General features: G+C 44.6%; 31 protein-coding genes. 16 read left to right on the forward strand and 15 right to left on the reverse strand.

The annotated features are described in order from the left end of the window. Window positions 1-11 precede the first annotated feature (11 nt). Both ribD and AOC29_RS01410 read left to right on the forward strand, forming a co-directional pair. Window positions 12-1127 (forward strand): bifunctional diaminohydroxyphosphoribosylaminopyrimidine deaminase/5-amino-6-(5-phosphoribosylamino)uracil reductase RibD, encoded by a 1116-nt coding sequence (gene ribD / locus AOC29_RS01405; protein ID WP_215296282.1) that lies wholly within the window; start codon window positions 12-14, stop codon window positions 1125-1127. A 35-nt stretch (window positions 1128-1162) separates the two neighbouring features. Then, window positions 1163-1780 carry a riboflavin synthase gene (locus AOC29_RS01410; protein WP_215296283.1) on the forward strand — a complete coding sequence of 206 codons (618 nt, stop codon included), beginning with the start codon at window positions 1163-1165 and terminating at the stop codon, window positions 1778-1780. A gap of 23 nt (window positions 1781-1803) precedes the next feature. Here the strand turns inward: AOC29_RS01410 and queC are convergent, their stop codons facing one another. The 7 genes from queC to tolQ form a co-directional block, all read right to left on the reverse strand. Then, entirely contained in the window at window positions 1804-2547 is a 744-nt protein-coding gene (gene queC, locus AOC29_RS01415) for a 7-cyano-7-deazaguanine synthase QueC (protein ID WP_215296284.1), read from the reverse strand. Window positions 2548-2564: 17 nt separating this feature from the next. Further along, a complete protein-coding gene (ybgF, locus tag AOC29_RS01420) occupies window positions 2565-3296 on the reverse strand; it encodes a tol-pal system protein YbgF (RefSeq protein WP_215296285.1) in 732 nt (243 codons plus the stop codon). Then, window positions 3297-3797, reverse strand: a complete 501-nt coding sequence (pal, locus tag AOC29_RS01425) for a peptidoglycan-associated lipoprotein Pal (protein ID WP_215296286.1) — start codon at window positions 3795-3797, stop codon at window positions 3297-3299. It lies immediately after the preceding gene. A 124-nt stretch (window positions 3798-3921) separates the two neighbouring features. Then, the gene (tolB, locus tag AOC29_RS01430) at window positions 3922-5232 is read right to left on the reverse strand and encodes a Tol-Pal system beta propeller repeat protein TolB (protein WP_215296287.1); all 1311 of its coding nucleotides are present in this window, start codon (window positions 5230-5232) and stop codon (window positions 3922-3924) included. 3 nt (window positions 5233-5235) lie between these two features. After that, window positions 5236-6039, reverse strand: a complete 804-nt coding sequence (locus tag AOC29_RS01435; RefSeq protein ID WP_215296288.1) for a cell envelope integrity protein TolA — start codon at window positions 6037-6039, stop codon at window positions 5236-5238. A 26-nt stretch (window positions 6040-6065) separates the two neighbouring features. Beyond that, window positions 6066-6485: a protein TolR gene (gene tolR, locus AOC29_RS01440; RefSeq protein ID WP_215296289.1), complete on the reverse strand. Its 420-nt coding sequence runs from the start codon at window positions 6483-6485 to the stop codon at window positions 6066-6068. A gap of 6 nt (window positions 6486-6491) precedes the next feature. Then, window positions 6492-7148, reverse strand: coding sequence for a protein TolQ (gene tolQ, locus AOC29_RS01445; protein WP_215296290.1), 657 nt, complete (start codon window positions 7146-7148; stop codon window positions 6492-6494). Window positions 7149-7224: 76 nt separating this feature from the next. On the opposite strand from tolQ, the gene glyA reads away from it, so the two are divergent. Then, window positions 7225-8469 (forward strand): serine hydroxymethyltransferase, encoded by a 1245-nt coding sequence (gene glyA, locus AOC29_RS01450; protein WP_215296291.1) that lies wholly within the window; start codon window positions 7225-7227, stop codon window positions 8467-8469. 30 nt (window positions 8470-8499) lie between these two features. After that, window positions 8500-8946: a transcriptional regulator NrdR gene (gene nrdR / locus AOC29_RS01455; protein ID WP_215293634.1), complete on the forward strand. Its 447-nt coding sequence runs from the start codon at window positions 8500-8502 to the stop codon at window positions 8944-8946. A gap of 79 nt (window positions 8947-9025) precedes the next feature. Here the strand turns inward: nrdR and adk are convergent, their stop codons facing one another. From adk to AOC29_RS01485, 6 genes are all read right to left on the reverse strand, one after another. Further along, window positions 9026-9691: an adenylate kinase gene (adk, locus tag AOC29_RS01460; RefSeq protein ID WP_215296292.1), complete on the reverse strand. Its 666-nt coding sequence runs from the start codon at window positions 9689-9691 to the stop codon at window positions 9026-9028. A 105-nt stretch (window positions 9692-9796) separates the two neighbouring features. Then, complete coding sequence (kdsB, locus tag AOC29_RS01465) at window positions 9797-10561, reverse strand: 3-deoxy-manno-octulosonate cytidylyltransferase (RefSeq protein WP_215296293.1); 765 nt, start codon at window positions 10559-10561, stop codon at window positions 9797-9799. A gap of 10 nt (window positions 10562-10571) precedes the next feature. Continuing rightward, complete coding sequence (locus AOC29_RS01470) at window positions 10572-10751, reverse strand: Trm112 family protein (protein ID WP_215296294.1); 180 nt, start codon at window positions 10749-10751, stop codon at window positions 10572-10574. A 57-nt stretch (window positions 10752-10808) separates the two neighbouring features. Then, window positions 10809-11894, reverse strand: a complete 1086-nt coding sequence (gene lpxK, locus AOC29_RS01475; RefSeq protein ID WP_215296295.1) for a tetraacyldisaccharide 4'-kinase — start codon at window positions 11892-11894, stop codon at window positions 10809-10811. A gap of 16 nt (window positions 11895-11910) precedes the next feature. Beyond that, window positions 11911-12372, reverse strand: a complete 462-nt coding sequence (locus AOC29_RS01480) for a biopolymer transporter ExbD (protein ID WP_215296296.1) — start codon at window positions 12370-12372, stop codon at window positions 11911-11913. Beyond that, window positions 12372-13004 (reverse strand): MotA/TolQ/ExbB proton channel family protein, encoded by a 633-nt coding sequence (locus AOC29_RS01485; RefSeq protein ID WP_215296297.1) that lies wholly within the window; start codon window positions 13002-13004, stop codon window positions 12372-12374. Before AOC29_RS01485 ends, AOC29_RS01480 begins: the two co-directional genes overlap by 1 nt. A 313-nt stretch (window positions 13005-13317) precedes the next feature. Between AOC29_RS01485 and xseA the strand changes: the two genes are divergently transcribed. Continuing rightward, on the forward strand, window positions 13318-14532 hold the full coding sequence (gene xseA, locus AOC29_RS01490; RefSeq protein ID WP_215296298.1) for an exodeoxyribonuclease VII large subunit: 1215 nt from the start codon (window positions 13318-13320) through the stop codon (window positions 14530-14532). A gap of 18 nt (window positions 14533-14550) precedes the next feature. Here the strand turns inward: xseA and murB are convergent, their stop codons facing one another. Beyond that, complete coding sequence (murB, locus tag AOC29_RS01495) at window positions 14551-15588, reverse strand: UDP-N-acetylmuramate dehydrogenase (RefSeq protein WP_215296299.1); 1038 nt, start codon at window positions 15586-15588, stop codon at window positions 14551-14553. 79 nt (window positions 15589-15667) lie between these two features. Here murB and AOC29_RS01500 point away from each other — a divergent pair, with 79 nt between their 5' ends. The 10 genes from AOC29_RS01500 to AOC29_RS01545 all read left to right on the forward strand — a co-directional run bounded on the left by AOC29_RS01500 (window position 15668) and on the right by AOC29_RS01545 (window position 22276). Beyond that, window positions 15668-16153: a YajQ family cyclic di-GMP-binding protein gene (locus tag AOC29_RS01500; protein ID WP_215296300.1), complete on the forward strand. Its 486-nt coding sequence runs from the start codon at window positions 15668-15670 to the stop codon at window positions 16151-16153. A 70-nt stretch (window positions 16154-16223) separates the two neighbouring features. Continuing rightward, window positions 16224-16523 (forward strand): BrnT family toxin, encoded by a 300-nt coding sequence (locus AOC29_RS01505; RefSeq protein ID WP_215296301.1) that lies wholly within the window; start codon window positions 16224-16226, stop codon window positions 16521-16523. After that, the gene (gene brnA / locus AOC29_RS01510) at window positions 16510-16782 is read left to right on the forward strand and encodes a type II toxin-antitoxin system BrnA family antitoxin (RefSeq protein ID WP_215296302.1); all 273 of its coding nucleotides are present in this window, start codon (window positions 16510-16512) and stop codon (window positions 16780-16782) included. The genes AOC29_RS01505 and brnA overlap by 14 nt, the downstream gene beginning before the upstream one ends. Before the next feature lie 44 nt (window positions 16783-16826). Continuing rightward, on the forward strand, window positions 16827-17747 hold the full coding sequence (gene xerD, locus AOC29_RS01515; protein WP_215296303.1) for a site-specific tyrosine recombinase XerD: 921 nt from the start codon (window positions 16827-16829) through the stop codon (window positions 17745-17747). A gap of 31 nt (window positions 17748-17778) precedes the next feature. Then, window positions 17779-18411: a glycerol-3-phosphate 1-O-acyltransferase PlsY gene (plsY, locus tag AOC29_RS01520; RefSeq protein ID WP_215296304.1), complete on the forward strand. Its 633-nt coding sequence runs from the start codon at window positions 17779-17781 to the stop codon at window positions 18409-18411. Between the two features lie 28 nt (window positions 18412-18439). Further along, the gene (locus AOC29_RS01525) at window positions 18440-18811 is read left to right on the forward strand and encodes an MAPEG family protein (protein ID WP_215296305.1); all 372 of its coding nucleotides are present in this window, start codon (window positions 18440-18442) and stop codon (window positions 18809-18811) included. Between the two features lie 15 nt (window positions 18812-18826). Next, window positions 18827-19579: a GTP cyclohydrolase I gene (gene folE, locus AOC29_RS01530; RefSeq protein WP_215296306.1), complete on the forward strand. Its 753-nt coding sequence runs from the start codon at window positions 18827-18829 to the stop codon at window positions 19577-19579. Window positions 19580-19592: 13 nt separating this feature from the next. After that, window positions 19593-19799, forward strand: a complete 207-nt coding sequence (locus AOC29_RS01535; protein WP_215296307.1) for a hypothetical protein — start codon at window positions 19593-19595, stop codon at window positions 19797-19799. A 159-nt stretch (window positions 19800-19958) separates the two neighbouring features. After that, window positions 19959-20237: a high-potential iron-sulfur protein gene (locus AOC29_RS01540; protein WP_215296308.1), complete on the forward strand. Its 279-nt coding sequence runs from the start codon at window positions 19959-19961 to the stop codon at window positions 20235-20237. A 116-nt stretch (window positions 20238-20353) separates the two neighbouring features. Next, window positions 20354-22276, forward strand: coding sequence for an acyltransferase family protein (locus AOC29_RS01545; RefSeq protein ID WP_215296309.1), 1923 nt, complete (start codon window positions 20354-20356; stop codon window positions 22274-22276). 581 nt (window positions 22277-22857) lie between these two features. Here the strand turns inward: AOC29_RS01545 and AOC29_RS01550 are convergent. After that, window positions 22858-23004 (reverse strand): hypothetical protein, encoded by a 147-nt coding sequence (locus AOC29_RS01550; RefSeq protein WP_215296310.1) that lies wholly within the window; start codon window positions 23002-23004, stop codon window positions 22858-22860. A 162-nt stretch (window positions 23005-23166) separates the two neighbouring features. Here AOC29_RS01550 and galE point away from each other — a divergent pair, with 162 nt between their 5' ends. Further along, window positions 23167-24180: a UDP-glucose 4-epimerase GalE gene (gene galE, locus AOC29_RS01555; protein ID WP_215296311.1), complete on the forward strand. Its 1014-nt coding sequence runs from the start codon at window positions 23167-23169 to the stop codon at window positions 24178-24180. Window positions 24181-24262: the final 82 nt, after the last annotated feature.

Raw genomic sequence — 24262 nt, forward strand, 5'->3', positions numbered from 1 at the left:
TTAATAGACCCATGTATACCGCTGTTGATTACCAATGGATGGGCGAGGCTTTAGCCGAGGCTCAAAAAGCACTTTATTTGGCTAACCCCAATCCGCGGGTGGGTTGTGTCATTGTTAAGAATGGGCAAGTCATTGGTCGAGGTTTTACTCAACGCGTTGGCGGCTCTCATGCGGAGGTTCAAGCTCTAGCTGATGCTAAGGCAAACGCAAAAGATCCTGCAGGCTCAACGATCTATGTCACTTTAGAGCCATGCAGTCACACTGGACGCACGCCGCCATGTGTTGATGCGCTGATTGCTGCAAAGCCAGCTAAAGTGATTGCTGCAATGGGTGATCCAAATCCATTAGTCGCAGGAAATGGTTTGAAAAGGCTGACAGCGGCTGGCATTGAAGTGCAATGTGGATTGATGGAATCGGAAGCCAAAGTCTTAAATCGTGGATTCATATCCAGGATGAGTCGTGGTCTGCCATGGGTGCGTTTAAAGATTGCCGCAAGTCTGGATGGAAAAACTGCCCTACCTGGTGGTGAGAGTCAATGGATTACTGGGCCGCTCGCAAGGGCTGATGGCCACCACTGGCGTGCGCAAGCTTGTGCCATTGTTACAGGCGTTGGCACAGTTAAAGAAGATGATCCCGCTCTGAATGTGCGTGATGTTGAAACCCAACGTCAGCCATGGCGAATTATTGTTGACTCTAAATTGGAAACACCCCCTCAAGCCAAGATTCTGAATAAGGCAGATCAGTCTGGTGTCATCATTGTTTGCGCAAATCTTGATACGCTAGAGGCACAAGAGAAGGTAAAAGTATTTGCGATAAAAGGTATTGAAGTCATCGCTATGGCTAATGCTCATGGAAAAGTAGATTTACCAAAGCTATTTGCTTTTCTTGCGCAAGAGCGTGAGATGAATGAAATCCATGTGGAGTCAGGTTTTAAGCTCAATGGCTCCATGCTCAGAGAAAACTGTGTAGATGAGATCTTGCTTTATTACGCTCCATTCTTGATGGGTGAAGGTATTGGTATGGCAAATATCCCTGCTTTATCCTCATTGAAATCACGGCAAGATTGGCACATCATTGATCAGAGTTTAATTGGCTCTGATCTCAGGCTCAGGTTAATCAAGTCTTAATCAAGATTTCAATCAGAAGAACTAAAATCACCCATATGTTTACAGGAATCATTACTGCCGTTGGTCAAATCAAAAGTGCTCAATCTAAGGGCGATGGTCTTCATCTAATCGTTGAAGTTCCATCGGGATATTTGGATGATGTAACTCTAGGCGATAGTATTGCTATTCAGGGTGCTTGCATGACAGCAACCCATTTAGAAGGTAATACTTTTGCTTTGGATATCTCTCGAGAGTCCTTAAATAAAACGGTTGGCTTAGATAAATTGGGTCCAGTTAATTTGGAAAAGGCACTCCGACTTAATGATCGTCTTGGCGGTCACCTGGTCAGTGGTCACGTTGATGATGTTGGTAGAGTCGCATACTTTGCGCAAGTCGCTCAAGATGCATGCGGGTCTTGGTTATTGCGAATTGAGGCGCCAAAAGAATTAGCCCCATTCTTAGCCTATAAGGGCTCTATCGTTGTTAATGGCGTATCACTTACTGTAAATAAAACGGAAGATAGTGCCAATGCTTGTGTTATTGATATCAACTTGATTCCACATACCTTACAAAGTACAACTCTTGGAAACTTAAAGCAAGGCGATGCAGTGAATTTGGAGATTGATCTGATTGCGCGTTATGTTGCGCGTATGCTTGAGAGTCAATCTCAATAGGCTTAAACAAGCCTATTTTGTTTTTATTTAGTTTTGCGATAGCGCGTTGGGTCGACAACATTAGCCTGCTTAAAGCCCTCTTGTCTTAGACGACAAGACTCACATTCACCACAGGCTTCACCCAAATCATTAGCTTGATAACAGGATACGGTTTGTGAGTAATCTACGCCAAGAGTGCTGCCAAGCTGAATAATTTCTGCTTTAGTGAGCTTGATGATGGGCGCATGAACTCGAAAGCGATTTTCATTATTGATTGCCTCTACACCAGCCTTAGTCGCTAGGTTGGCCATCATTTCGAAAGAGGCAACGTATTCAGGGCGGCAATCGGGGTAACCTGAGTAGTCGACTGAATTTGCACCATAGAAGACATCCAAGCCACCAAGTGATTCTGCCCAGCCTAAAGCGAGAGATAGCAAAATCGTATTGCGTGCTGGCACATAGGTAATAGGGATTTCTAAATCTTTGCCTGGAGTAGTTGGTATAGCAATGGATGAGTCGGTTAGGGCTGAGCCACCAAAACGGGTTAAATCTAGATTTACTACTTCATGACGAGCGACCCCAATTTGCTTGGCAATATGTTTTGCTGCAGCTAATTCAGAAGAGTGACGCTGACCATATCCTACTGATAGAGCATAGGGTGAGTATCCTAAGTCCTTGGCTAATGCGAGCACTGTAGTGGAGTCTAGGCCACCAGAAAATAAGATCACTGCAGGGGCGCCAGACTTGCGTGGCGCGAGACTCTCAAATGCTGAAGACAACTTAGACATGAAGCTTGGGCATTCGATTATTTGGTAGCGGCGAGCAGTTGCTGCGCATCCTTGGCTGCATCGGTATCAGGATACTTTGTAATAATCTCGCTAAAGGTTTTCTTGGCCGCTGCTTTGTTGCCACTCTCTAATTGAGAGTTGCCCAATGTCACCATTGCAGCGGGAACACGCAGATGGTTGGGATATCGTTTAATCAGACTTTGAAGTTGGCTAATAGCACCCGCGTAGTTTTTATTTGCGTATTTACTATTGCCACTCCAGTACATCACAAGAGGAAGGAAAGGGCTTTGCGGATATTTAGCGCTAAATGCAGAAAATCCTTCATCTGATTTTTTAAGATTGCCTGCCTGGAATGCTTTAAGAGCATCGTCATACGCTTTTTTCTCACCAGGTTGCACTGTGCCACTCACACCTTCAATTGTGACTGTACGTGGCTCAAAATTACCTAAGCGGGCATCTAAATCTTGGTAGTAAGTTTTTTGGCTAGATGAGATGTCATCACCTTGCTTTTCAAGCACTTCCACTTTGCCGCGTAGTTCTGCATTCTCAGCCTTGAGCTTATCAATTTGACTTTGAAGTTCAAGTTGCGTCGTAGCTAGAGATTTACGTAGGTCCAGAATTGCTTTACGAGCCTCATCATCTGAGAATAGGGCCCAAACGTTATTAGAAGCACCTAAGCAAACTAGCGCGGCACTTAAACAAAACGCTCGTGAGAGCGTTTGTTTAAAAGTATGTGAAGAGTGAATCATTTAGTTCGTAATATAAATAATGTCAGCACGACGGTTTTCTGCCCAAGCTGCTTCTGTATCGCCTTCAGCTTTTGGCTTCTCTTTACCAAAACTAACGGCCTCCATTTGATTATCAGATACGCCCATTAAATTGAGTGATTTACGAACAGCATCGGAACGACGTTGACCTAATGCTAGGTTGTACTCAGCTGTACCACGATCATCTGTATTGCCTTGAATAATTATCTTTTGATTTGGATTGACCTTTAAGTATCCAGCGTGTGCAGACAACATCTTCTGATATTTGGTCTGAACGGTGAACTCGTCAAAGCCAAAGTAAACGCTTTTATCAAAAAGCGGACTCTTAGGATCATTCCAGGGTTGGGAGCCAAAGTTACCACTGCCGCTACCGTTGGCACTATCAACATCATCTAATTTCACGCTCGAGCAAGCTACCATCAAAAATGCAGTTGCACCAATCAGGGCAAATGTGGCTGTACGGCGTGCGATAGAAACTTTCATGATTTTCCTTTTCCTGCAAACTTGGTAATGAATTTGATACGTAATTCAGTTGGCATATAGCCTATTGTTAATATTATGCTCCCAAGACCATCAAAAGTGCCTATTTCACCCTGAAAAGGGCGTTTTAGTCCATGAAAGGACCCCAGGAAGGCTGGCGTACATCAGACCCCGGGATGCTTAAAACTTGCTTAGAATTGCCGTCTACTGAAACGGCTGCAAGGACACGTTTGCCATTGACCTTGGTTGAGTAAAGGACATAGCGACCGTTGGCTGCAAATGATGGAGATTCATCGCTCGTACCATCAGTTAATGCTTGGGCATCCCCTGTCGCCAGGTTCAGAATATAGAGTCGATAGGCTCCACCAATATTGGCGATGTAAGCTAAATATTTTCCGTCAGGAGATATTCTGGGTGAAGTCACAAAGCCTTGCTTAAAGGTAACGCGTTTGGCGCCTTCTACTTGTTCACCATCTGCGCTCATGCGATAGATCTGGGGATTGCCACCTCGGTCGCTAGTGAAATAAATATAACGACCATCCATTGAGTACTGCGGCTCAGTATCAATCGTGCTGCCACGAGTTAAGCGATGCAGTCCAGTACCGTCGGCATTGATGCCATAGATTTGGGTATTACCATCCTTAGAAAGTGAGATAGCCAATCTTCTGCCGTCAGGCGACCAAGCTGGGGCGCTGTTATTTCCTTTTTGATTTGAAAGTGAAATACGTCGACCAGTAGCAAGTTCATGAACATAAATCACTGGCTTGCGATCTTCAAAAGAAACATAGGCGACTTTCTTGCCATCGGGTGACCATGATGGAGAAATAATCGGTTCGCTACTATTCATGGCATTGCGAATATTTTGGCCATCTGCATCAGAGATGACTAAGCGATAGCGCTTACCATCTTTGATGACATAAGACAGGCGAGTAGAAAAGATGCCACGTTCGCCCAAGAGTTTGAAAATAATGTCATCTGCAATTTTATGTGCTACTGCGCGTAAATTATCTGCGCTAGAGTTCAGATTCAAGCCACCAAGACTTTGTGACTTGCGAATATCAAATAGCCTATAGCGAATCTCAAATTGTTCGTTACCAGTCTGTGTGACTGAACCCACTACGAGGGCATCAGCACCACGCGCTGCCCAAGACTTATAGTTCAGTGCATCTTCAACACTTTCTACAGCATTGCCGTTCTCGGTATTTTTAAAGTAACCACTACGTGCCAAGTCTTGGCGAATAATTTCAGTAACGCTAGTAGGTAATTTGTTTTCATCTTTAAAGCGCATCACGGCAATAGGGTAAAGCGATTGTCCAACGCCAGTGATTTCAATATTCATTTGTGCGAATGCTGGACTCGTCAAAGTCATCAGTAAGGCAGTTACTGCAATACACAAAGATTGCAATTTCAAAATCATTTTTTTCATCAACTGCAACATGCTTTAGTCCTTGGGCTTAAAGGTCAACTTGACTTCGCGTTGTGGAATTTTGCCATTGTCATCTTTTGGCAGACTTTCTGCGCGAGAAAGTGCCAAGAGCACGGCGCGATCCCAGCTAGGATTGCCGCTGGAAGTTAAAACACTCGTACTGAGAATGGCCCCATCTGGGGCAAGGTTCACCTGAATGACGGCTGCAGGATTCCCGCTGACTGATTCGGGATTAAAGACGATGAGCGGCTTTACTTTCTTAATGACCTTATCTGTCCAGCCTGGGGGAGCGCTGCCACCACCGCCAACACCGCTTCCGACTTTACCTCCACTACCCCCTTCAGCGCCAGCGGCAGCTCGTAGCCTTGCTAATTGATCAGCGCGAACTTTTTCTGCAGCAGCATTTGCTTTAGTCTCAGCAGGGGATAGTGCTTTAGGGACCTCTGTCTTTTTTGGGGGCTCTTCTTTCTTCGGGGGAGGAGGCTTCACTACTTTTGGTATTTCTTTAGCCACCTCTTTTTTAGGAGGCTCTTTTTCTACTTCCTTTTTCTTGACTGCAATATCAGTAGCCTCCTCTTTTATGACTGTTTTGAGCTCAGGTTCAGGCTTAGTTACTACTTGAGGTGCGGAGTCCCATAACTCGACTTCAACCCCAGAAGGGGTAGAGTTGTTCCAACTAATGCCGATGACTAAAAAAGCAAGCAAGCCTAGATGTGCAATGAAAGAAAACGTAAATGCACGCTTAGTGCTTTCCTCTTTAGAAAATCGTCCCCGCTTAAATGAAGAATGAGGTGATTGAAAAGTAGATGCGCTATTCATAAGCAAATAGAGGTTAGATCTGCGTTTTACTGACTCTTGACTGCTAGACCAACACGCTTGACACCATTTTCTTTGAGCTTAGACATAACATTCATCACGGTCTCATATTTGATGGACTTATCTGCAGCCAGAACTACTGGTTGCTCAGCAGATTTCTCAGCTTGCGTTCTTGCAAATGCACCAAGCTCAAATGGGTTCAGTGTCTGAACAGGCTCACCATCTTTGCGAACGATGACATTTTCGCTGGCATCAATCGTCAGAAAGACAGGTGGTAATGATTGCACTTTAGCGCCACCCACGGTTGGTAGGTTGACTACACCTGGATTTACCATGGGTGCGGTGACCATAAAGATCACCAGCAAGACCAACATCACATCAATGTAAGGAACGACATTAATATCGGACATTGCCCGACGTTTTGATTTACGCAAAGAAGATCCGGCCATAGTTAATTAGCGACCTGCAGTTTGTCGTTGCAAGATATTCGTGAACTCTTCGATGAAAGTTTCAAAGCGAATTGCAAGGCGATCTACATCAGTCACTGCGCGGTTATATGCAACTACCGCAGGAATCGCTGCGAATAAACCAATAGCAGTTGCGACGAGTGCTTCAGCAATGCCAGGAGCTACTGCAGCTAAGGTCGCGTTCTGTACATTCGCTAAACCACGGAATGCATGCATGATTCCCCAGACCGTTCCAAAAAGACCGATATAGGGTGATACAGATCCTACGGACGCCAAGAATGGTAAGTTGGCCTCTAAGGTATCCATTTCGCGTTGGTAAGTAGCCTTCATCGCGCGACGGGAGGCATCGATTTCACGAACTTTCATGAACTCTTGCATCCCAGCTTCGAAGATATGTTCCAGGACTGCGTCACTGCGTGTATTGCGCTGTGATGCCTCTAAAAGGGTTTTGAGATCACCGCCAGACCAAAAATCACGTTCAAAGCGTTCGGTATCTCGTCTTACCCCACGCAAAACAGCCGTTTTCTTGAAAATAATGGTCCAAGAGGCAATAGACATCCCCAGTAATAACAACATTACCAACTGTACTAATAGGCTGGCATTGAGGACGAGGGAAAGGAATGAGAGGTCTTGTGTGGTGGTCATGATGGATTTTGTATGATGTAGGTTGATTTTACTAAGTTAATTCACTCAACAATCCAACTTCTTCAGGATTATTACCATGTTTGACCGCCAGAACACTTTAGCCAAAACCGACCCCCAGTTGTGGGAAGCCATCCAGAACGAAAATAAGCGTCAAGAAGACCATATCGAGCTCATTGCCTCTGAGAACTACGCCTCACCCGCAGTGATGGCAGCCCAAGGCTCCCAATTGACGAATAAATATGCTGAGGGATATCCAGGCAAGCGTTATTACGGTGGTTGTGAATTTGTCGACGTTGCTGAGCAGTTAGCAATTGATCGTGTCAAAGTTCTGTATGGTGCTGAAGCTGCTAACGTTCAACCCCATTGCGGTGCATCTGCTAATCAAGCGGTTTTTTTGGCTTTCTTAAAGCCGGGCGATACCTTTATGGGGATGAGTTTGGCCGAGGGTGGTCACTTAACTCATGGTATGGCATTGAATATGAGCGGCAAGTGGTTCAACCCTATTTCTTATGGTCTCGATAAAAACGAAGTAATTGACTATGAGCAAATGGAGCGTTTGGCACGCGAGCACAAACCTAAATTGATTATTGCTGGCGCATCTGCCTACTCACTTGTAATCGATTGGGAACGCATTGGTAAATTAGCAAAAGAGGTCGGCGCAATTTTTATGGTGGACATGGCGCATTACTCTGGTCTGATTGCTGCTGGTGTTTATCCAAACCCAGTACCCCATGCTGACATCGTGACTTCCACTACGCACAAGAGTTTACGTGGCCCCCGTGGCGGCATCATCTTAATGAAGGCTGAGCACGAGAAAGCCATTAACTCTGCTGTATTCCCAGGCCTTCAAGGAGGTCCTTTGATGCACGTGATCGCTGCTAAGGCAACAGCATTCAAAGAGGCGCAAGAGCCAGGATTTAAGGAATATCAAAAGCAAGTGATAGCCAATGCAAGAGCATTAGCTGAAACATTAATCTCTCGTGGGCTTCGCATTGTTTCTGGAGGAACTGATTCTCATGTGATGTTGGTGGATTTACGTGCGAAGAAAATGACTGGTAAAGAAGCGGAGCGTGTTTTGGGTGAAGCCCATATTACTTGCAACAAAAATGGTATTCCGAATGATCCAGAAAAACCAATGGTAACTAGCGGTATTCGTTTGGGTTCGCCAGCGATGACAACGCGGGGCTTTAAAGAAGCAGAAGCAAGACAGGTAGGTAATTTCATTGCAGATGTTTTGGATAACCCAACCGACCCAGAAAATATCGCCAAGGTTCGCGCACAGGTTTCTGAGTTAACGAAGCGCTTTCCAGTTTACGGTTAAGCAAGCTAACACTAAAGAAAAGAGTTCACATTGCGCTGCCCCTTTTGCCATAACGACGATACTCAAGTTTTAGATACCCGGGTATCGGATGAGGGCGATACGATTCGCCGCCGCCGCCGTTGTGCCAAATGCGATAAGCGCTTTACAACTTACGAGCGGGTAGAGCTAGCCTTACCCGCCATTGTGAAAAAGAATGGTAGCCGAGTTGAGTACAGTCATGACAAGCTAGTAAGCTCAATTAAGCTGGCCTTACGTAAGCGCCCAGTATCTTCAGATTCAGTTGACGAATCGATTGCGCGTATTGAAGAAAAGCTACTCAGTCTGGGTGAAAAAGAAATCCCTAGCGAGCGCGTCGGTGAGCTTGTAATGCGTGAGCTGAAGCGTCTTGATAAAGTGGCCTATATACGCTTTGCTTCTGTCTATCGAAGCTTTGCAGATATTGAATCTTTTGAAAGTGCCCTTAAAGAATTAAAGTAAAGACCTATAAGTCTTCTAGACTTCTTGTATTGCAAATAAAAAGGACTGCACTACAGTCCTTTTTATTAAGCAGAATCACTTACTTCAATGCTGCAAAGATTGAAGCAGTAATATCGTCTACATTGCCAGTACCACTTACTTTTCTATAAGCCGGCGCTTTGACTTTGTCTGTTGAGCTAGCTTGCGCAGCCCATGAAGAGTAGTAATCAACCAATGGACGGGTTTGGTCGTCATAAACCTGCAAGCGTTTGCGAACCGTTTCTTCTTTATCGTCATCGCGCTGTATCAGTGCATCACCAGTCACATCATCCTTACCTATAACTTTTGGCGGGTTGAATTTGATGTGATACGTGCGACCAGAAGCAGGATGGACACGACGACCGCTCATACGATCAATGATGGCATTAAATGGAACATCGATTTCTAAAACATAATCGATCGGTACGCCAGCATCTTTCATAGCTTGCGCTTGAGGAATAGTTCTTGGGAAGCCATCAAATAAATAACCTTTACTGCAATCTGGCTGGGTCAAGCGATCTTTCACTAAGCCAATAATGATGTCGTCAGAAACTAAGCCACCGGCATCCATAATTTTTTTAGCGGCAACGCCGAGCTCTGTACCGGCTTTTACGGCAGCGCGCAGCATATCGCCAGTAGAGATTTGTGGAATTGCAAATTTTTCACAAATAAACTGAGCTTGGGTGCCTTTTCCGGCGCCAGGTGCACCGAGCAGAATTAAGCGCATTGTCTTTCCCCTTAGATGATCTGTAATTGTCCCGTATTTTGTCGGGATCTTTTGTTTCTAAAGCCTAGGATTATCCCCGAGAAGCAGCAATCTACTTGCGAACTCTCATACCTTAGCTAGGAGGACTCTTACTCGTTCTAGATCTTCAGGGGTATCCACGCCTGCTGGTGGGGCCTCAGTGGCAGTATGAACCGTAATTCGATAGCCATTCCAAAGGGCGCGAAGCTGCTCTAATGCCTCTGCTAGCTCTGGGGGCGCTGGTTCAAGGCGCGTATAGGCTTGTAAAAAATCAGCTCGGTAGGCGTAAATCCCCAAATGACGCAAATGTTTAGTTGTTCCCGCTAACTGCGAATCTCGAACAAAGGGAATGGCTGCTCTTGAAAAGTAGAGTGCTTCCCCAGTGTGATTGAGAACCACTTTAACGACATTTGGATTTTGAATTTCAGCAACATCATGAATTTGAACAGCAACAGTGGAGATCGCGCATTCCGTATGATCAGCCAATTTTTGCGCAACTTGATTAATGAGCTCTGGCGGTATGAGAGGTTCATCACCTTGAACATTGACTACCAATGCATCACTAGGAAGTTTGAGTAATTGCACTACCTCTGCAAGACGATCAGTCCCGGTTGGGTGGTCTGAGCTAGTCAATAAACATTCGATATGATGCTCATTGCATGCCGCCTGAATTTCAGTTGAATCAGTCGCTACTATTACGCTATGCGCCAAAGATTTTTTGGCCTGCTCCGCAACTCGTATCACCATAGGTTTTCCGCCAATATCGGCAAGTGGTTTACGCGGTAAGCGAGTAGAGCCCAATCTCGCTGGTATAACAACCAAAAAATCTGGGGCTTTTGACACAATAGTCATTCTGAATTGCTTAGATAGCTTCGTCAGCGTTTAAGCTGCGTGCTTCTTCAATCAACATTACTGGTACATCATCACGAATCGGATAGGCTAGGCGATCCGCTTTGCATATCAGCTCATGTTTATCGATATCCAAATGCAGTTGGCTTTTGCACAAAGGGCAAACCAAGATATTGAGTAGGCGTTTATCCATAATGATTTAAATGAAGGGTATGAGAAAGGAGTGTAGCGCTTAATGCACTTACTGGGCTTATAAAGTGTATCGACGAGGATCTGGTCTTTGTAAAATGGATTGCAACCAGTCCATCAGATTGTCGGGTAGATGGAGCAACATTGGTACAACCCAAATACGCTCATCCTCGATGCCTGCACATTTAACCGCATCCTTCTCTGTAATGAGAATGCATTCTGATTTGATGGCAGTGAAAAAGTCTGGACTGAAGGTGGTGTGATCTGGTAGTGGAATACATTTCCCGGTGACGCTATGCTTTGCTAGGTCATCAAAAAATCTTTGTGGGTTACCAAGGCCTGCAAGCGCCGAAATATTCTTTGGTGAGAATTGTTCAGCAATTTGCTCAAGCGACTGAGTGTTCGAGATATTAATGAGTTGATAAGGCATGCCCAAGCGACTGGCCAAATTGAAACATCGACGACCCAGAAAGTATTCATCAAGGAGGCCACTTTTTTGAGTCTTGGGGGGGCTGGTAAATAAAGTAGCATCACGCTCACGGGTAGCTGGTTCACGTAGTGGACCAGCGGGAAGTAGAAAGCGATTGCCTTCACCTCGATCATCACGTACTACGAGCTCTATATCGCGACCACCTTCACGTGCAGGCCAACGAATCAAGCCGCGATGCTGTAAACCATCATCACTAATAATGATATTTACATCAGGGGAGTGCTTTAGCATTGCTTTGATGCTTTGCTGGCGCTTGGGAAAGACCCAGATCGGAAATTGGTTGCCAGTACGCTTTGCAATCAAGGCTGGTTCATCACCAACTACAGCAGGATCAGAGTCACTCTTCACTTGCAGTGGTGTTGTCTGTACAGATGAGCCATAACCTCGACTAATGATTCCAGGCTTCCAGCCGAGTTGAGATAGTTGCTGCGCTAAGGCAATCACAATGGGTGTTTTGCCAGTGCCCCCAACGCGAATATTGCCAACAATGATGATGGGGACTGGAGCGGGTTCAGTCCTACCAATATCTAAGTCGTGAATTAACTTGCGAATTCGTAAGATCACGCTATATAGCCAGGAGAGCGGCCACAGCGCAAGACTGGTTGGACCACGCCTCTCCCAAAACTTGGGGGCATTGCGAAAAATAGATAACGCCATCGCTAATTTCTTCTACTTACTTCTTTGTCTGACTACTAAAAACAATATTGCTCAGATTGGCGTCACGCGCTGCTTCTAGGGCCGTCATGACGGATTGATGAGGCGCTTTAGCATCTGCATCGATATTAATTTGTAGATTATTGTTAGCTTGCTTATTGGATTCAGTGCTTAACTGCGTCAAGACATTGCTTAACTGAGATGGGTCTGTCAATTTGCCATTGATTGCAAAGCGGCCATCTCGACTGACTGCAATATGCACTTGTTTACTCTCTGCTTGAGTTTCATTGCCACTTGCAGTTGGCAAAGTAATCGCTAATTCTTGATAACGTGTGAAGGTGGTAGAGATCATGAGAAAGATCAATACAACCAATAAGACATCAATAAACGGGATTAGATTAATTTCTGGCTCAGCAGAAACCGATGTAGCTCCTAGGGAAAACTGTTTTCCTGATTTCGATTGGGTATCTAGCCAACTCATTATGTAGATTCAGTTGGATACAGTTTTTTAAATAATTGGCGTGTGAACTCTTCGCATTCACGCTGACGTTGATTGGCGATTGCGCGCAATGTTCGCCAGGCTGCCAGCGCAGGTATTGCAATCAACAAACCAAATGCAGTGTTATAGAGTGCCACAGAGATTCCATGTGCAAGTTGTTGGGGATTGCCAGCACCATTGATAGCGCCTTGACTACCAAAGATTTCAATCATGCCGACTACGGTGCCAAATAAGCCTAATAAAGGTGCTAGGGTGGCGATTGTTGCCAATGCTCCTAGATAGCGGTCAAACTTTAACCAAGTAGCCTGTGCAACCGCTTGCAGTTCTTCTAAGGCTGATTGAGTGTTATTGCCGGCAGATTTCTCACGCAAGACGCAGGCAAGCAATGGACTTGCTGGCGATAACTGGGCTAACTGAGTGATTTGCTCACTCGCCAGTGTTTTTTGGCTAGCCACCTGATTGGCAAGGGTAAAAGCAGTTTCTAAGCACCCTTTTGGGAAAATATGAGCCTGGCGCAGATACCAGCTGCGCTCAATGAGAATGGCTAGGCCAATAATAGAAATGATTAAAAGAGGCCAAATAGGCCAGCCAGCGGATAGTAAGATGGAGTACATATGACCAGTACTTTAGCTGAATTAATGTGCTCCTTTCAGAAAGCTTGCCTGTGGATAACTCTGTGCAAAACTTTTTTGTAAGGCCGCTCTAAGTCCTTGATTAATCGTCGGCTGGGGGTAATTCTCCTAAAAGTACTATGAGATGTCGGGATAAATTAAGCATATAAATCATATGCTTATCATTTAACTGTAGTATTTATGAGACGTTTAGGGTCAGTAATTACTTACTTATGCGCATTAAACAAGAGCCAGTGGGCTTCTGTGGATATTTATTACCGTCTAGGCCAGATAGCTTAGGGAGCGAAGAGAAAAAATGTCGGAAATATCAAGGGAAATTCTGTCTGTCGGCGATCTAAACCGCGCCATTGCACAATCTTTGGAAGATCGTTTCGATACTGTTTGGGTTAGCGGGGAGATTTCGAACTTTAAGGCCTATGACAGTGGGCACTGGTATTTCTCATTAAAGGATGAGGAAGGTCAAATTCGCTGTGTGATGTTCCGTGGCCGTAATGGCCAAGTTGGCTTTATGCCGCAAGCGGGAGATTTGGTCGAAGTCAGCGCCAGTTTAGGCATGTATGTTCCTAGAGGCGATATTCAACTGACGATCCAAACTTTACGGCGTGCTGGCATGGGCTGTTTGTATGAGGCATTTTTAAAGCTCAAAGCCAAACTCGCAAAAGAAGGTTTATTTGATGAGGATCGCAAACGAGAGATCCCAACACACCCAAGAGCCATTGGCATTATTACTTCGCCACAAGCAGCCGCATTAAAGGATGTTCTAAGCACCTTGGCAAGACGCGCGCCGCACATTCCGATTGTCATTTACCCAACCCTGGTGCAAGGCTCGGATGCGCCTGCAGGAATCATTGCTGCACTCAAGGCTGCAGAGAAAGAGCAGGCAGTAGATGTAATCTTATTAGTGCGTGGCGGAGGTAGCATTGAAGACCTCTGGGCGTTTAATGATGAACAGTTAGCATATGCAATCGCGGGCTCCTCCATTCCAGTAGTGAGTGGAGTTGGGCATGAAACGGATTTCACGATCGCAGACTTTGTAGCTGATTTACGTGCACCAACCCCGACCGGAGCTGCTGAGCTGGCGGCTCCACGCAGAGATCAAATGCTGCAAGAGCTTGATGCAATCATGCAAGCCTTGTTACAGCGCATCAATCAACGGGTAGAGCGTGAGGCACAAACACTGGATCAATTAGCATTAAGATTAAGTCACGCCTTACCAAATCCAGATAGGATGCGAGAGCAAATGACAGGTTGGCAACAGCGCCTGAATCAAGCCTGGGCTGTGCGCGTGGAAAACTGGAAACGTAATCAAATGCACTATCAATCCCAGTTAGAAATGCTGAATCCTCAAAGAACTTTAGAGCGTGGTTATGCCGTTATCCTGAATGTCAATGAAGGTCTTCACGTAGCCCGCAAGCCAGGAGATCTCCACACTGCAACTGAATATGAAATACGTTTAGCCGAGGGCGCAGCAGCAGTACAGTTTGAAAAAGTATCTTCTCTGAAAGATTAGGTGGAACTCATACAAGAACTAAAGGATATTGGGCTCAATATCGAGGCTCACACCAAACTCTTTGCGAACTTTATCTTGAATGCATTTTGCAAGCCCCAAAATATCTTCTGCTGTGCCATTACCATGATTCACTAGTACTAAGGCTTGCTTTTCATACACGCCCACATCGCCCATGCGCCGACCTTTAAAGCCGCATTGATCAATGAGCCAGCCAGCAGCTAATTTACGCTTACCCGCAGCATCAGGATAGGAAACTAAGCCTGGATGTTTTTGAAGCAAAGTCTCGTATTGTTCATTTGGAACAATTGGGTTTTGAAAGAAGCTACCGGCATTGCCAATCACCTTGGGATCAGGCAACTTATGTGTGCGAATCTTGCAAACCGCCAAAAAGACATCTTCTGAGCTTGGGGACGAGTTTTTTGAAAACTGTTTTGCTAAATCTGCGTAATGAATACGTGCATGCCATAGTTTGGGGATTTTAAAAACGACCTTTGTCACGATATAGTGATGGGGATTTTTCTTGAAGTAGCTATCGCGATATGCAAACTGGCAGGCATCTTTTGTAAGCGTGACAAAGGCATGACTTTTAGAATCAAAAGCTTCAACAGAATCAATGTACTCGCCTATCTCAACACCATAAGCGCCAATATTCTGAATGGGTGCAGCACCAACTGTGCCCGGTATAAGGGCTAGGTTTTCTAGACCCGGTAAATCATTCTCCAAGGTCCAGGCAACGAATTCATGCCAGTTCACTCCGCCGCCAACGGCTATTAAAGTTGAGCTTGCATCAGCAGTAATTATCTGCTGACCGGTGATATTCATGAGTAAGGTTGCGCCAGGTAGAACCTTGGGTAGGATGACGTTACTACCCCCGCCGAGCACTCGCCAAGTCAATTGCTTCTCGGCAATTTCTTGCATTATCCCTGAAATTTGATCTGTGGCGGTAATTTCGTAGGCCAGTTCTGCGCTGGCATCAAACCCAAAGGTATTGCGATCCTGAAGATCGAGGTTTGGGCTCGATTTTGGGTGTGAGGATGCATTCTGGCCAGAGTTCATGCCACAATCTTATTCGAATGTTTGCCAAGTGCGCAGATAATTAAAGATGTTACGTAATTGAATAAATAGGGAGTAAAAAATGCCTTCATTTGACGTGGTTTGCGAGCCGGACATGATTGAGCTGAAAAATGCGATTGAGCAATCTAATAAAGAGATTAGCAATCGCTTTGACTTTAAGGGTTCTGATAGTCGCGTAGAACAAAAAGATGAAACTCTCATCTTATTTGGTGATGATGACTTTAAATTGGGTCAAGTACGGGATGTGCTCTTTGGCAAGATGGCTAAGCGCAATGTAGATGTGCGTTATCTGAAAGATGATAAAAAAGAAACTATTGGTAGCGATAAGCGTAAGCAAACCATGAAGATTCAAAAAGGCATCACTTCGGAGCTTGCTAAAAAAGTAGTCCGCATTATTAAAGATAGCAAAATCAAAGTGCAAGCGAGTATTCAGGGTGATGCGGTTCGTATCACTGGTGCAAAGCGAGATGATCTGCAAGCAACGATGGCTCTACTTAAAAAAGACGTGACCGAAGCGCCATTGGGCTTTAATAATTTCCGTGACTAACGCTAGGCTGGCGAGCCTCTAAAGACCATTTGCTTGTTAAGTTAATGTATATTATGATAATATACTTTTAATGATAGATCTTCATCAAATAGCGGGGTTTCAGTGGGATGCAGGAAATGCCTATAAGAGCCAAGATAAGCATGGAGTTACTCAGGTTGAGGCTGAAGAAATATTTTTTAATCAGCCTTTATTAATTTCGGGTGATGAAAAGCATAGCGAGGAAGAGCGGCGATATCTTGCACTTGGAGTCACTAGCGCAAAAGTGCCGTTGTCTGTAGTGTTTACTTTGCGCAAAAAGGGAACCTTAATTAGAGTGGTTTCTGCAAGACCAATGAGAAAAAAAGAAAGGGCGTTTTATGAAAAAGCCTAATAAGATTATTCCTAAATTCAAGAACGAAAAAGAAGAGCGTGCTTTTTGGGAAAAAAATGATGCCTCAGATTATTTTGATCTGTCCAAGGCAACAAAAGTGACGATGCCAAATCTTAAGCCTTCAACGGCCTCAATTTCTTTGCGCCTATCTCAGAGCGTTCTAGAGAATATTAAATTACAGGCAAATAAGTTGGATGTGCCTTATCAGTCCCTGATGAAAGTTTGGCTAGCTGAAAAGTTGGAAGAGGCTACTAAGTAATCTGGAGGTGCCCCTTTGCTTTTTGCCAAAAAATCTCATCTACTATGACCCCTAAAGGTCAAATACACCCAGCAAGCGAAGAGGCGATAGAGCGCTTTTGTGATGCTTGCTGGTTAGAGGATGGTCTGGCAAAGAACAGTCTGTCTGCTTATCGAAGGGATTTGTTGCTATTAGCGCAATGGCTGTATCAGCAATCTGGCGCTGATTTATACTCGGTTCAAGAAAAAGATCTCACTGCCTATATAGCGCATCGTAGAGCAGACAAGGCAACTACCGCCAATCGACGACTTACGGTTTTCAAACGTTTTTATCGTCACGCCTTACGCATCAACTTAGTCAAGAGCGATCCATGTATTGGATTGCGCGCTGCAAAGCAAGCATTACGTTTTCCAAAGACGCTGAGCGAAGATCAGGTCACCGCTTTACTTAATGCACCTGATATAGAAACTCCGCTGGGTTTACGTGATCGTACGATGTTTGAACTCATGTATGCCTCTGGCTTACGTGTCTCAGAAATTGTTTCTCTTAAGACGGTTGCCATGGGTTTGAATGAGGGCGTCGTACGTGTCGTCAACGGCAAAGGCGGTAAAGAACGTTTAGTGCCTTTTGGTGGCGAAGCGGGGCAGTGGTTAAGAAGATATCTTGCAGAAGCTCGTACACCACTTCTTGAGGGCAAAACGACTGATGCGGTGTTTGTGGGACGCCATACTGGCACAGGCTTAACAAGACAAGCTTTTTGGGCTCTGATTAAGCGTTATGCAACTATTGCCAATATCCCCGTTGCACTATCGCCCCATACTCTTCGGCATGCTTTTGCAACGCACCTACTCAATCATGGTGCTGACTTGAGGGTGGTGCAATTATTACTGGGGCATGCAGACATTTCGACTACGCAGATTTATACCCACGTAGCTAGAGAGCGCCTTAAATCGATTCATCAGCAGCATCACCCACGTGGTTCATGATTAGAATGCTAAAAGTGTTTAAGATGGCGTTATGACTTTAACCTTAGACCTGTTGTTGATTCCGCTTGCCTATCTGATCGGCTCTATTTCATTTGCCGTGGTAGTCAGTAAGTTCATGAACCTACCTGATCCACACTCTTATGGTTCTGGCAATCCGGGGGCTACTAATGTGCTACGAACAGGCAATAAATTAGCAGCTGGGCTCACTTTTCTTGGAGATGCTCTTAAAGGTTATTTTGCGGTGATGCTGGCTCGACTTTTGTTGGGCGATCAATCGCTCACTTCTTCCTTGGGTTCATGGGTGCTGTGTGGTGTAGTGCTTGCCGTTTTCTTGGGGCATCTGTTTCCAATCTTTCATGGCTTTAAAGGTGGCAAAGGCGTTGCTACCGCATGCGGTATTTTGTTTGGCGTAAATGTGATCCTTGGTGTCGCTACTCTTGGTACTTGGATCATCGTGGCTGTATTCATGCGCTACTCTTCTTTAGCCGCTTTGGCTGCTGCCGTATTTGGCCCCATTTATTTTGTATTTTTGTTTGGCTTCCAGCCAATGGGTATATCACTCTTAGTGGTGTGTCTACTTTTAATCTGGCGTCATCGAAGTAATATCCAAAATTTACTCAACGGCACAGAAAGTCGTATTGGTTCAAAAAAGAATAAAACCTAAAGAGCCCAACAGTAGATAAGGAGAAAAAATGACTATTGCATATGCTTGTGTCTTATTCATGGGTTTATTTCCCTATGTTGCTGCGGGCATTGCCAAAAAAGGTTTTGATCAATATGACAACAGCATGCCAAGGCAATGGCTCGCTAAGCAAACTGGTTTTAGGGCAAGAGCCAACGCAGCTCAAGCCAACCTTTTTGAATCTCTCCCCCTCTTTTTTGCGGCGGTGATGATCGCATCTATAAACAATGCGCCGCAAGCAAGAATAGATTTGCTTGCGATTGGCTTTGTAATTGCTCGTATTGCATATTTAATTTGTTATATCGCCAATTGGCCCTCCACAAGATCAATCGTTTGGCTGTTGGGGTTAGTTTGTGCCGTCGCAATATTTTTCCAGATCTAAATAAGATAAAAAAACATGGCAACCAAAAAAACTACTCTGACTGCACCAGCCAAGAAGGCTATAAAAAAATCTAACAATGAGAAGGAAGATTCAGGTCTTCCTCTTTCCGTTGTAATCCGTCGCCGAATAGAGGTGCAGAAAGCGCGCTTTAATGCAAATGACAATATTGCAGCTTTTATTAAACCAGGTGAGCTAGAGCGTCTAGTTGATGAAGTTTCTGAAAAGATGCAGGCTGTATTAGAGAGCTTGGTCATAGATACACAAAATGATCACAACACCAGAAATACCAGCCAGCGCGTAGCTAAGATGTATGTGCAAGAAGTATTCAATGGCCGTTACGTTGAGCAGCCCACTTTAACGAAGTTTCCGAACGTGAGCCGCTTAAATGAGCTCATGATTATTGGTCCAATTACCGTACGAAGTGCATGCTCTCATCATTTATGCCCCATCATGGGCCGCATTTGGATTGGTGTTTTACCCAGTAAGGAGTCTGCATTAATTGGTTTATCCAAATACTCTCGCTTAACTGAGTGGGTCATGTGTAGACCGCAAATTCAGGAAGAAGCTGTAGTGGAGTTGGCTGATATGCTCGAGAAAAAAATTAAGCCAGTTGGTGTTGCAGTGGTCATGGATGCCGATCATTTTTGCATGCAGTGGCGCGGTGTAAAAGATCGTGACTCCAAGATGATCAATAGCGTGATGCGAGGGGCTTTCTTAAAAGACTCCAACCTGCGCCGTGAATTCCTGGCCCTCATTGACCGAAAATAATCAGAGGCCATCGGTGCTTCGAATTCTCTTTATGGTTTTATTGGTTGCAATAGTCTGTTCTTGCGGCGCCATCCCAGATAAAAACATTGACCCCGCTAAAAACAATGTGGCAAATTTTCGAAAAGATTTAAAGGAGTGTGGTGAGGATTACCCGGAGCAAGCCTCTGGTGTTCATATTCGTCAGTGGCAAGGATGCATGGAGTTAAAGGGCTGGAAATAGACAATTGCTCTTCATTGGTTTGCTGAGAACAATTCTCATCTATATTGATATATAAATCAGGCACTTACGGCTTGTTTGGCAAGCAGAAATAATTCCCACTATGATCACCTTAGTTTTAGAAAATGCATATCTTTTACCGCTTTTAATTTTGGAGAATCCATGAAAAATAGTCGTCGCCAATTTATGATTTTGTCTGCTGCTGGTGCCTGCACATTGGCATTGAACAGCAAGGTTCAAGCTCAAGCAATGGTTGCTGAATCTGATCCACAAGCCAAGGCTTTGAAGTATGTTGCAGTCTCTGACGTTGCTGGTAAGAATTGCGCTAATTGCGCTCTCTATCAAGGCAAACCAGATTCCGCTGCAGGTGGTTGCGCTTTGTTTGCTGGTAAGCAAGTGGCTGCTAAAGCCCATTGCAGTGCTTGGGCCAAGAAGGCTTAACCCTTAGAGTTTTTACTAAGCTAATCTGTATAAAAAAGCCACTCAGTAGAGTGGCTTTTTTATTGCAAACTTTTGGCATGATTTATTCTTGGACTTAAATAGATCGAGAAAATCTTTTGAAGTCCAACCATCCTGACCTAATTCATCCTAAATATCGTTCTGATATAGATGGATTGCGCGCGATTGCAGTTCTATCGGTTCTCATCTTTCATGCCTTTTCTGAGTGGCTCAGTGGTGGATTTATTGGGGTCGATGTCTTTTTCATCATCTCGGGCTATCTCATCTCGACCATTATTTTTGTAAATATCAATGAAAGACGATTTAGCTTTGTAGAGTTTTATACCCGCCGGGTTAATCGCATTTTCCCGGCCCTATTTGTTGTGCTGATTTTTAGTTATGCATTCGGCTGGCTCAATTTGTTAGCAGATGATTTTGCGCAATTAGGAAAACATATCGCAGGTGGCGCAGGTTTTGTATCCAATCTCGTTTTATGGAATGAGAGTGGTTACTTTGATAAGGCTGCTGAGCTAAAGCCCTTGCTTCATTTATGGTCCCTAGGGATTGAGGAACAGTTTTACTTTGTCTGGCCTCTGGTGATTTTTTTTATTGCTCGTTGGCCCAAAAAAGTATTGCCATTTATTTTGGTGCTTGCTGGCATTTCATTTGGCTTAAATGTTTTATATATCAACACTAATCCCGTTGCCACTTTTTACTCCCCGATCACTCGGTTTTGGGAGTTGCTCATTGGGTCATTACTTGCTTATCTGACAATCTATCGATTATCTGTATTGCAGGTAATTCAGGTAAAGCATCAACACTGGTTATCTGCGCTGGGTTTAGTGCTCATCTTACTTGGATCATTCATTCTCAATCAAAAGAGCGCTTTTCCGGGTTGGTGGGCCTTGATGCCAACAGTGGGCGCAGCCTTAGTGATTGGTGCAGGAACAAATGCTTGGTGTAATCAAAAAATCCTGAGTAGTAAGGTCTTGGTTTGGTTTGGCTTAATTAGCTTTCCTTTGTACTTGTGGCATTGGCCCTTGCTCGCTTTTGCAAGACTGCAGGAAGGTGAAACCCCCTCCTGGTTATTTCGTGCAGGGCTAGTACTTGTATCCATTGCTTTAGCTTGGCTAACCTATCGTTTTGTCGAGAGACCAATACGCTTTAATGCTAGCTACCGCACTCATAAAAATATCGCTCTGATATTTTTGATGATTCTTGTTGGCTATTTGGGTTACAACTGCTTTGATCGCAAGGGTATTGCATTTCGCCATAAGTTTTTCATGAAAGAAATCTCGGGCTATACCTTTGATAAGGTTGCTGAGCAGCGCCAACGCACTTGCTTTCTCATGGATATTGGCGATGATGTGAATAACTTCTCAACGCAGTGTATCCATCAAGATCGCCCTTATAAGCTAGTATTGTGGGGGGACTCGCATGGTGGCTCGATATACCCCGGCTTTAGTGAGCTCGAAAAAAATAATCCCCAAATCAGTGTCACTCAATTGACTGCTGCCGGTTGTGGCGGACTCATACCAACGGATGAGCAAGGGCCTTTTTGTAAGCGGGCCAATGAAGTTGCTTTAAAAGAAATACTCAAACTCAAGCCTAATTTAGTGGTGATTTATAAAGCATGGCATCCATCTTATTTTGCACAGATTGCCCCAACGGTTGAGATTTTGAAAAAAGACAATATTCAAGTGCTCATCATTGGGCCAACTCCTCGCTGGAAGGATGATTTACCCAAAGTGGTTTACCGTTATTGGAGGAAGTACAAAGCTTTGCCGCCACCTTACTATTCTGAGTCCTTGGAGCCCGGTATTGAGCAGATGGATCGCGATTTGCGTAAGGTGGCAGAGCAAAATCAAGCTTTGTATTACTCCGCCTATGATCGACTTTGTAATGCTGACGGATGTTTAAATCGCATTCCTGACACCGATAACGCACTCACTACATTAGATGAGGATCACATCACTCCAGCGGCAGGCAGATATATAGTTCAGGGCTTAAATCAAGATATCTTGATCAGGCTGGTGAAGTAATCTTGGTTTTTAAATGGCGCTCTAAGTGAAGATGAAATATTCCCCTCGCGCTTAGCTCAAACAAATCTCCTTTTACCATGGAGGCGATCAGCCCCCGGTCTCCTCAAATGAGAGATTAAGGGCGGGTATAGACGGATTTATTGGCCCTATGTTAGTGCTCACTATCAAAAAATACCTTGGTGAGCTCAATGGGGTGGATGAATGGTTGATGACTAGGGGCCAGTGCGTTACTAGTGTTTGGGTTGCCTCAAAGATGACCCAGTCTTGGTAGGTTATCGCTGGAAATATGCTATCTGCTATGGCCGGGATCAGTATTAAGCGCCTATTTACTCGGCCCCTTGACCATGCCGGCTGCTGCGATGTTGTCTATTTGGGGGATGTTTATCCTGCGCTACCTGCATACACCTAGCGCTGCACCAGCGTTGATTGTGGTCTTGAGCTAAACGATGGGGTTTCGCTATGCCTTTTTCTCGGTGTTTATTGACTCGGTATTACTGATTTTGGCAGGGGCGGTTTATAGCAATTTAACGGGAAAAAGCTACCCAAACCGCCCAAAATAGCCAAAATACGTAGTTTTTTGCTTATTTCACCTTGGATGCGGCTATCGATACGATGCAGTCTTTAATGCCGTAGTTATGAAATTTGCCAAAATTTTCCTTACGGATGGATTGGGCGCATTCAGTAACAGAGTTGCGAAGCTTGATTTTTGGGGTGTTTGAGGCTGTCATTTTTTCTCCTATTTTTTTATATGTACTTGCCCCTTAAAGATATACCTTAGAGGACTCCACAAAGATTTTAATTAGTCCTGAAAGTATGCGTCAGGCTATAAAATCAAGAACTCAGGTGGTCGTCAACTATATATACATTTGATTTAATACGAAAATTTGCCCTTGAACATACTATTAACTGGCGGAACTGGATATATAGGCAGCCATACTGCCGTAGTTTTGGCCAACGCGGGCCATTCCGTTGTTCTATTGGATAATTTTTGTAATAGTAATCGAAGCGTATCGGAACGCATTAATCAGATTACCAATCAAATGATTCCGTGCATCGAAGGCGATGTGCGTGATACAGGCTTACTAGTCAAAACACTTACAGAATTTAAAATTGAAGCCGTCATTCATTTTGCTGGTTTAAAGGCGGTTGGAGAATCTGGTCAAGAGCCACTCAAGTATTACGACAATAATGTGGCTGGCTCGATTAGTTTGCTCGAGGCAATGAAGCAGGTAAATGTCAAAACCATTGTGTTTAGTAGTAGTGCTACAGTGTATGGAGAGCCTCAATATTTACCTTACGACGAGGAGCACCCACTCAATCCGATTAACACCTATGGTCGCACCAAGCTTCAAGTTGAGGAGATTTTGCAAGATTTAGCAAAAAGTGATCCGCAGTGGAGGATTACTTTGTTGCGTTACTTTAATCCAGTCGGCGCTCATGAATCTGGATTGATTGGCGAAGACCCAAATGGCATTCCCAATAATTTGATGCCTTACATCATGCAGGTTGCCTCTGGAAAACTTCCTCACCTAAATATCTTTGGCAATGACTATGACACTAGAGATGGCACTGGTGAGCGAGATTACATTCATGTGATGGATCTGGCTGAGGGGCACCTAGCCGCGCTGAGTTTCCTCCAAAATCATCAAGGGTGTGAAACTTTTAATTTGGGAACTGGAAAGCCAGTCAGCGTGATAGAGTTATTAAGCGCTTATGAGCAGGCTTGTGGTCAGAAACTGCCAACGAAGCTAGCCCCAAGGAGAGAAGGAGATCTCCCTATTTATTATGCAAAGCCCAATAAGGCTAAAGAGTATTTAGGTTGGATGGTGACGAGAGGCGTTGCAGATGTTTCGACAAGCTCATATCGCTGGCAGCAGATGCGTGATGGTTTAGCGGCCTCATGAAGAGCTTGATTCAATCCGTGCACATGAAGCAAGGTGACGCTATGCCTCAGTGGATTTCAACTGCGATGGCATGTATCTTTGC

Source organism: Polynucleobacter sp. JS-JIR-5-A7, assembly GCF_018687935.1.
Taxonomy (GTDB): domain Bacteria; phylum Pseudomonadota; class Gammaproteobacteria; order Burkholderiales; family Burkholderiaceae; genus Polynucleobacter.

Excerpts from the sequence above, each read along its gene's own strand:
- ribD (WP_215296282.1), top strand. The coding sequence starts at position 12 with ATGTATACCGCTGTTGATTACCAATGGATGGGCGAGGCTTTAGCCGAG.
- AOC29_RS01410 (WP_215296283.1), top strand. The coding sequence starts at position 1,163 with ATGTTTACAGGAATCATTACTGCCGTTGGTCAAATCAAAAGTGCTCAA.
- queC (WP_215296284.1), bottom strand. The coding sequence starts at position 2,547 with ATGTCTAAGTTGTCTTCAGCATTTGAGAGTCTCGCGCCACGCAAGTCT.
- ybgF (WP_215296285.1), bottom strand. The coding sequence starts at position 3,296 with ATGATTCACTCTTCACATACTTTTAAACAAACGCTCTCACGAGCGTTT.
- pal (WP_215296286.1), bottom strand. The coding sequence starts at position 3,797 with ATGAAAGTTTCTATCGCACGCCGTACAGCCACATTTGCCCTGATTGGT.
- tolB (WP_215296287.1), bottom strand. The coding sequence starts at position 5,232 with ATGTTGCAGTTGATGAAAAAAATGATTTTGAAATTGCAATCTTTGTGT.
- AOC29_RS01435 (WP_215296288.1), bottom strand. The coding sequence starts at position 6,039 with ATGAATAGCGCATCTACTTTTCAATCACCTCATTCTTCATTTAAGCGG.
- tolR (WP_215296289.1), bottom strand. The coding sequence starts at position 6,485 with ATGGCCGGATCTTCTTTGCGTAAATCAAAACGTCGGGCAATGTCCGAT.
- tolQ (WP_215296290.1), bottom strand. The coding sequence starts at position 7,148 with ATGACCACCACACAAGACCTCTCATTCCTTTCCCTCGTCCTCAATGCC.
- glyA (WP_215296291.1), top strand. The coding sequence starts at position 7,225 with ATGTTTGACCGCCAGAACACTTTAGCCAAAACCGACCCCCAGTTGTGG.
- adk (WP_215296292.1), bottom strand. The coding sequence starts at position 9,691 with ATGCGCTTAATTCTGCTCGGTGCACCTGGCGCCGGAAAAGGCACCCAA.
- kdsB (WP_215296293.1), bottom strand. The coding sequence starts at position 10,561 with ATGACTATTGTGTCAAAAGCCCCAGATTTTTTGGTTGTTATACCAGCG.
- AOC29_RS01470 (WP_215296294.1), bottom strand. The coding sequence starts at position 10,751 with ATGGATAAACGCCTACTCAATATCTTGGTTTGCCCTTTGTGCAAAAGC.
- lpxK (WP_215296295.1), bottom strand. The coding sequence starts at position 11,894 with ATGGCGTTATCTATTTTTCGCAATGCCCCCAAGTTTTGGGAGAGGCGT.
- AOC29_RS01480 (WP_215296296.1), bottom strand. The coding sequence starts at position 12,372 with ATGAGTTGGCTAGATACCCAATCGAAATCAGGAAAACAGTTTTCCCTA.
- AOC29_RS01485 (WP_215296297.1), bottom strand. The coding sequence starts at position 13,004 with ATGTACTCCATCTTACTATCCGCTGGCTGGCCTATTTGGCCTCTTTTA.
- xseA (WP_215296298.1), top strand. The coding sequence starts at position 13,318 with ATGTCGGAAATATCAAGGGAAATTCTGTCTGTCGGCGATCTAAACCGC.
- murB (WP_215296299.1), bottom strand. The coding sequence starts at position 15,588 with ATGAACTCTGGCCAGAATGCATCCTCACACCCAAAATCGAGCCCAAAC.
- AOC29_RS01500 (WP_215296300.1), top strand. The coding sequence starts at position 15,668 with ATGCCTTCATTTGACGTGGTTTGCGAGCCGGACATGATTGAGCTGAAA.
- AOC29_RS01505 (WP_215296301.1), top strand. The coding sequence starts at position 16,224 with ATGATAGATCTTCATCAAATAGCGGGGTTTCAGTGGGATGCAGGAAAT.
- brnA (WP_215296302.1), top strand. The coding sequence starts at position 16,510 with ATGAAAAAGCCTAATAAGATTATTCCTAAATTCAAGAACGAAAAAGAA.
- xerD (WP_215296303.1), top strand. The coding sequence starts at position 16,827 with ATGACCCCTAAAGGTCAAATACACCCAGCAAGCGAAGAGGCGATAGAG.
- plsY (WP_215296304.1), top strand. The coding sequence starts at position 17,779 with ATGACTTTAACCTTAGACCTGTTGTTGATTCCGCTTGCCTATCTGATC.
- AOC29_RS01525 (WP_215296305.1), top strand. The coding sequence starts at position 18,440 with ATGACTATTGCATATGCTTGTGTCTTATTCATGGGTTTATTTCCCTAT.
- folE (WP_215296306.1), top strand. The coding sequence starts at position 18,827 with ATGGCAACCAAAAAAACTACTCTGACTGCACCAGCCAAGAAGGCTATA.
- AOC29_RS01540 (WP_215296308.1), top strand. The coding sequence starts at position 19,959 with ATGAAAAATAGTCGTCGCCAATTTATGATTTTGTCTGCTGCTGGTGCC.
- AOC29_RS01550 (WP_215296310.1), bottom strand. The coding sequence starts at position 23,004 with ATGACAGCCTCAAACACCCCAAAAATCAAGCTTCGCAACTCTGTTACT.